The sequence below is a fragment of the Butyricicoccus sp. genome (assembly GCF_050872565.1).
Taxonomy (GTDB): domain Bacteria; phylum Bacillota; class Clostridia; order Oscillospirales; family Butyricicoccaceae; genus Butyricicoccus_A.
This window is the reverse complement of sequence record NZ_JBNMHC010000077.1, coordinates 1-7,803: the sequence shown is the minus strand read 5'-3', so window position 1 is coordinate 7,803 and position 7,803 is coordinate 1. Positions and strand designations below refer to the sequence as shown.

Annotated in this window: 1 protein-coding gene; it reads left to right on the top strand. The window is 45.4% G+C overall.

Annotated features, from left to right (window positions below; translation table 11 throughout):
• Positions 1–213 precede the first annotated feature (213 nt).
• Positions 214–7,761 (top strand): SpaA isopeptide-forming pilin-related protein, encoded by a 7,548-nt coding sequence (locus ACR0P9_RS04900; RefSeq protein ID WP_432617869.1) that lies wholly within the window; start codon positions 214–216, stop codon positions 7,759–7,761.
• Positions 7,762–7,803 lie beyond the last annotated feature (42 nt).

Sequence of the window (7,803 nt, the reverse complement as noted above, 5' to 3'; positions counted from 1 at the left end):
TATTATACACCGCATAACACAACAGAATATGATTCCCGTTTCTTAGATGGTACACCAGACCGCAATGGCTGGGCGAGTCCAACTGATTCCGCTGTCCTCAGAGATAACTCGTTCTATACTGTATCAGTAGATACAGATAAGACATTCGCTGAGGGTACTGCTCTGCCTAATAAAGACAAGTATTATTTATACGGTTCTGATGCTACCTTTACTTTGCCTTTGACAGACAAGGATGGCAAAGATGTCAAGTGGTATGTTGAAAAGGGCGGAGACAATGTTACCATTGACGAAACGACCGGCAAGGTAACGGTAAAAGCTATCGACAAGCAGCTCGTCTTGACAACAGATGCTAGCAAGGAATATGCGGATGATGTACAGGTACATTGCTTTGTGCTGGTCAATGGAGAGCCAAAAGAGATTGGCAAATTGCATACACATGCTACGCAAAAATATGATCCTTGGGGCAGTGGAAAGAACAATACTCGTTACTACGTAACGGCTAAGCAAGCAGAGACGGTTTTTGGGGAGTATGGATTTGATGCCTCGGAGTTTGACCCAGATACTAATGATTCACAGAAGTACATCTTTGCGAATGCTATCTCAGAAAAAATTGACAGACATAATAATCCGGCGAAAATCTGGGCAGATGCTGCGGCGCATAACTTTGGTGATAAGCAGGGTGTCAAAATACCAATAGTCAACACACAAGATAATTACAGAGATGTTGCCTTGTATTACGTGCCGAACAATGCAAATGCCGCCGGTTATGTAATAGCTGATTATAGTGGTACGGACAGTCAAGGAACCTATTCTTTCTCCAAAGATACCGAATTTCTGAGTGCAAATAGTATGTTCTCTGTCACAGCCACAGATGAAGCAGGACAGTTTCCTGACGAAACATTACCTGATGCAAAATATGTATGGTCGGGAAATAAAGCAACCGTGACGCTTCCGTACAGTGAAAATGCTACATGGACTGCTTGGTATTGCTCGACAGATGGTAAGCTAACTCCGCTTAAAAAGGTGTTACTGGACGCCGAAAAAACGATTAGCAATGACCGAAAAACAATTACATTCACGTTTTCAAGCGTTTCAGACCCAATTTTAATTACAACGGGTGAGCATACAGAACAAGAAGATGAATCGAAGTCTATTAAACTCACCGCGTATGTTGCATTAGATGGAACATGGACAGAAGTAAAAACAGACCTCAAAAGATTACAAAAAAGTCAATATGATACAATCAAAAGTAAATATTATATTACGGCTGAAGAACTAGAGTATATCTACGGAGAGTATGGTTTTAAATCAACGGATTGGGATCTTAATAATATCGGAAATACCCGTATTTTTGGTTGTGAAGGTGGAGACACTCTAAAAGATATTTGGGCGGATAATGATCCGATTTCACAAGGTGACAGTTGGTATTTACCGTTAGTAGCCAAAAGCAATAACTCAGTGCAAGTATTTTACTTGCCGAATAATGCATCTACTACAGAATTTAAAGGAGATACGGCGCGAAATAATGCGGCAAAGGCCAATTCGTTCTATTCTATTAAAGTAGAAGACCCAGATGGACTGCTTGGCGAAGATGTGACTTTGCCCAACACGAAGTACTATTTGTCGGGTAAAAATGTATCATTCAAGTTGCCATACAAAAAGGATGTTACATGGACTTGTCAGAACACAACAAATGGTCTGGCAATTAGCGACAAATTTCCCAAGCATGATGGTGAGTATATACCGATTACGATAGAGAATATTGACCATCCGATAACCTATACGACAAAAACGGTCACAAACGATGTAATGGTGCACTGCTATATCTTTGTCAACAAAGAGAAATTGGAAGTTTCTACGGTTTCTTTCGGTAAAAATAGCTATAAAGCGGCAGGTACTGATAAGAACAAGTGGGGAGGAGATCGATATTATATCACAGCTAGCGATTTAGGTAAGATATATGGTGGCTATGGTTTCGATGTTGATTCGTATCAGCCAGATAATACGAAAGCAGCGGAGGACCCGCAGAATCTATATTTTCCAATTGCTTCCCACATCAAAAGTAGTGAATATGATCACCCAGATACTTTGTGGGCAGATGCGTATCCATGCAATGACAATGACAACCAAGGATATAAAGTTCCGTTAACAAAAACAAATGTAAGCAATATTGATTTGTATTACGCTCCTAAAAATAATAAGGATCTTTTAGGAGCAACGTTTAGCGGTAATAAGCGGGATTCAGGTGCAATATTTATCGGCGCTGGTTCTAAAAATCATGAAGTAAATACTGCATTTATTGAAGCCAACACCTTCTACTCCATCACTGCGAAGGACGAAGCGGGCAAGTTCTCTGGCGTGCCGCTCCCGGACACCCAATATGCGTTGACGGGAACAAGCAAAACCATCACGCTTCCGTACAAGGACGGTGTCAACTGGTATATTGATTCTGACGGTTCCACGCAAAAAATCACACCTACTACAGTCTCAGACGACAAAAAAACTGCGACTTATACACTAGAGAACGTCACAAAGTCTATCAAGCTCACAACCGATGGCTTAGCAGACGACGAAGTAGCGGTATCCGGTTACATTTCCGTCAATGGCGAGTGGAAGAAGGTTTCTTCTACGCTCCAGAAAATTAGCACAGCTCAAACTGACACTGGCAGCAATCGATACTATCTGACTTCTGCACAGCTGGAAAGTCTGTTTGGTTCTTACGGTTTTAAGGCATCAGATTATGCAAATAAATCTGCTGATGAGCTTTCCAAGCATTTTCCGAGCAGTACCATTGGTGCGGAGACCATTTCTACGAATGCCGGAAGCGAAAATGACAATGGCTCATGGCGAGTCAATACGATTCAGGCAACAGAGGATAATAGAGTCGCTGGCATCGCCGTGTACTATGTTCCGAACATTAAACATGTTACGGAAAATTCGTTTGCAAAGACGGATACGGACGTTCTGACAGACAACCAGTTCTATATTATTTCGTTTGAGGATTCGACAGGACTTGCAAATGTTCCATCGACGATGTATCTGAGAGGTGGTCAAGTCACCATTACGGTACCGTATAAAGATGGCGTAACATGGTCGGTTCTGGGCACAGCTCCGAAAAAGAATAATACCGATGCTGCGCTTTATGTGAAGCAAAAAGTTTCTGATGATGGCAATTCTGCCAAGTTGACATTCAATTTGCATTCTAATGTAACGGCGACAACAAAAACCATTACAGACAGAAATGAAATCAAATTGGAAGCCTACGTTTCGCTGAATGGTACATGGACGCTTCTAAAGGATACAGGCATCAGCAGAGCAAACTGGAATGGAACAAACTACTATATCACGGAGCAAGAGCTGTGGGATATTTATCAAGCGTATGGTTTCACTGGTTTAGTAGATGGCGAGTATCATATCGGTGTTACGACACGGTATATTAAAACTTCTATTGTGAATGATACTAATATGTATCCAGATCAGACTCTAGATACAGACCCTGCTGGAAATCGATTTCTGCCGTTGGTAACGGACGCGTTTGACACGACTGGTAATGTTATCAAACTGTATTATGTGCCCAATAACAAGACAAAGAATTCTAAAGGCATAAGTACTGCAAACAACGCTGCTCCTGCCAAGGAGAATGCCTTCTACACCATTACGTTTGACGACAAGAATAACGACTTTCCTGATATGGACAAGACGGAAAAGCTCTTCCTGAATGGTACCGAAACCACGCTTACGCTTCCATACAAGGATGGTGTAAAGTGGATCGTAACGGACAAGGACGGCTCGTTGATTCAATTGGAGCAGACCACAGATAAAAAAACTGTTACGATTAAGGTTTCCGTTGACCGGCAGTTAATTGTCACGACTGGACAGGCGAAGAATGTAGCCTTGGCGGCGAATGAAGTGGCGATCAATGCGTACATCGCGATAGATGACGCTTGGGTGCCAGTAGGAACAGAATGGAAGTACACCAATGACAAGTTTGTCGGAGGTATAGATTCCTTTACTGTTGCTGATACGCAGACGACAGAATATACCACCAAGGACTCCAAAGGCGAAGAGATAAAGCAGACCAGATATTATCTGACAGTTGACCAGCTGCAAAACATCTTTGGTTCATATGGATTTGAGGCAAGCAGCTTTACTGACGACAATAATCGAAATATCTTCCCGCATACGACCATTAACTTTCCTGCGGCGAACATCTATGCAGATATACCTACGCAGCAGATAGGTGGAAAATGGAGCGTTCTGTTTACCAATAAAGCCACCGACGGAAACAAGGGCATTTCCATCTACTATGCGCCTACTCGGAGTGACAACAGATCGTTCTGGGGTCCAAACAATACCAATTTGTTGAGAGACAACAGCGTGCGTTATACCGTTTCTGCGAAGGATAGACTGGGCATATTGCCGTCTAATACAAGTATTACTTATCCTGAGGCAGTACAGGTGAAAAGAACCGAAAACACGACATATACTCTGCCGGAGCTTCCGGCTGGATACCACTGGATTCCTGTGAACAAAAATACTGGCAAGCCATTGACGACCGCAACCAAGGTAGAGAAAGACAAGGACAATCCGCTAAAGTACACAGTATCCGATATTCTGGAGCCGGTTCAGTTCATCGTATGGAAGGATGGCGCAAAGCGGCTAACCTATGATGCGCGAGTTACGCCGGAAAAGCTGACGGATACCAGTACCTTTGCACAGCCGGAAAAACAGGAGATTGTAACCGATGGTTCTATCGAAAAGAAACCAACGAAGAGTATTTCTTACGAAACCCGATTTAATGGAAACGATACGATTCTTCCTACGGATTCCGACCGCGCACAAGTTACGCTGGTAGAGAGCAGTCATCCGCGAACCTTCTATTATATCTTCAAAGGCTGGCAGATAGATGGAACAAATACCATTATCCAGCCGGGAACGAAGCTCTCCGACATAGATGGATACCAAAACTATGAGCTGATTAGCTTGACTGCGGTTTGGAAAGCGGTAGACGAAAACAGCCGCCCGGCAACGGTAAACTTCTATGTATCACTGGAATGTGAAATCATGGATAACGCAAGTAACGGCGTAAGTGGCCGAGATAAGGGCAGCTTTACCGAGTCTGTCTATGCGACCAGAATCTATGACACCGATGCTATGAATAAAACGTCCCAGTGGGAAGATAATAAGAATTCTATGTTCAGTATTATAGCCAGTAAAAGTGACTCGACCGCTTATGATGTCGATGCAACGCTTCGTAAGATGACCGATGTGCCGATTTATACGACAGCCGAGCAAGGTACAAATGGAACAACACCTGTTTCGCTTACGCTGGAATCTTTCCCGACCGATGAAGAAGTGCTGGAAAATCTGCGAGATGACGACGGTTGGAGTAGTGAAGCAGTCAAAAAAATGAAATTAGATGGCAAGGAAATCAAGAAAGAGGACTTGACCACCGACAATTTCGCTGTTCGTTGGTACGTACTGAAGTATCAGAGCGCAGATGCTTGGCATATTGACGGCGTACTCGTTGCAAAAGAAGCGCACGCAGTAGTTACCAAGACCTTTGCGGGCAATCAAACCGCGATTGAGAAGGTCAAGAAGAACTATTCGATTTCCGTCACGCATGAACACGCACAAACGGCGATTGATGAGATTGAAGGACTCAGCGAAACGGACGAAACTGCTACACAGGATGTCACCACAGACTACACGCTGGTGCTGAAGCCAAATGACACAAATATACCAGATGCCACAGAGCGCGGCTATGACAGTTACGACCCGGCGACAGACACGTACACGTGGATTCTAACCGGCCGTCAGGGGCGAGCGTACCGAGTGAAAGAAAACAACTACGAAGCTCCGACGGACAAAGACTCCTCACCGGACAATTTGCTGTACAACGGCACATACCGGTATATGATTAAAAATTGTACGCTGGAAGACATTACAAATGATGTATGGGAAGCGTATGAAGGCCAGACTGCTGAAACGGGTATTGAGCTGGTAGCAGAGGCATATCCGACCGATGTACCATCCAGCGCGTATCAGACTATTGCGTTCGAGAACCGCTATGTCAGTGCAGGCGATCTAACCATCCAGAAGATAGACTCTGCCACACAAAACGGTCTGAAAAATGTCAACTTCACGCTCAGCCGCTTAAACGAAGATAACACGGAATCCCCTGATTTTGTTCTGTGGCGAAAAGGCAAGACCTCTGAGTATGTAGTAGAACTGCCGCAAGCAGACGCATCAAGCGATGACGATGATATGGCTAAAAATCTGGAAGATCAAGGTTATATGGTGATGGCCAACAAAGTAATCATGACTGACCAGACCGGCTACATATACATCCGATTGCCGACCGGCAAATACAAACTAACGGAAGAAATCCCCTTGGGCTACAAGGGTGCTTTGACAATTACTATTGATGTGGATGCAAATGGCAAAATATCTACAGTTTCAGATGGCGATAATAACCAATGGGTTAATTCGGGAGATGGAACAATCCTAACCATCAAAAACGAGTCCCGTTTGCTGACGACGGTCACTGCCTTGAAGCAGTGGAACGACAGCACACTTCCAGCTGACCGAAAGTCTGTTACCGTTGAGCTTTGGCGCAACGGCGCCAAGATGAGCGGCTCTCAGTACACGCAGACGCTCAGTGCGGACAACAACTGGCAGTACGAGTGGAAAAACCTTCCGCTGTTTATCGACGGCGCAGTTGCGAAGTACGAGCTGCGAGAGACATACATCGGCAGTACGGCGTATGACGCCGGTGCAGACGAGGACGGCTACGCGGACTACAACGTTTCGTATGAAACTGCGAAGTACTGCGATGGCGACGAAAGACCGGAGACGGAGGATAAGCTTGTCAATACATCAGGATTTACCCAATCGAAGGCGACATGGCAGGACAGTGACGACGAAACGCACTATGCCACCCATGCACTGTTTGTGGTGAACAACAGTCTGGCGAAGGGCTACATCAGCTTCCAGAAGATGGATGGCCTTAACCGTGCGCTGCAAGGCGCAGAGTTTACGCTGTATTCCGATGAAAGCTGTTCGGCTGCGACTGCTGTTGCAACAGCAGAATCACAGAAAGACGGTACGGTACAGTTTGCCGCTCAGCCCGCCGGTACCTATTATATGAAGGAGACGAAAGCTCCTACCGGCTATGCACTCGACACGACCATATATACCGTTACGGTGTCCGATATAGGCAACGTGAAAATCACGAAGCCCTCAGACAACAAGGACGACGATGATGGTAAGGACACGGTGATGCGTATCACCAATGTATCCGACAGAACGCTGACCCTCAGGAAGGTCAGCAGCACGAGCGGCGCCCAGCCGCTTGAGGGCGCAACGTTCACCATCAAGCGAAACGATACCGACTTGGGTACGTTTACTACCGGAAGCGACGGCACAACCGACTTCGGCGGTCTTCGTCTCGACGATGGCCATTACACCATCACCGAGACCCAAGCACCGAGTGGATACACGAAACTAATCGATCATATCGATCTCATCGTGGAAGACGGTAAAGTATCTTTGGGTCAACACGGCACAGAAGCTGAGTTGAAAGAATCCGGTAATTCGTATATATTAACAGTAGAGAATAAACCGGAATCTGGTGGCGTATTACCCTCCACCGGCGACTTCCGCTCCTCCGCGCTGGCGGCGCTGCTCGGGGCGGCACTGATGTGCGGCGCGTCTGCGCTCGCGCTCTGGCTGCGTAAACGCAGGCAAAACACTCCCTAAACTATATAACGCTTGAAGGGGAAAGCGATTATATACATCATA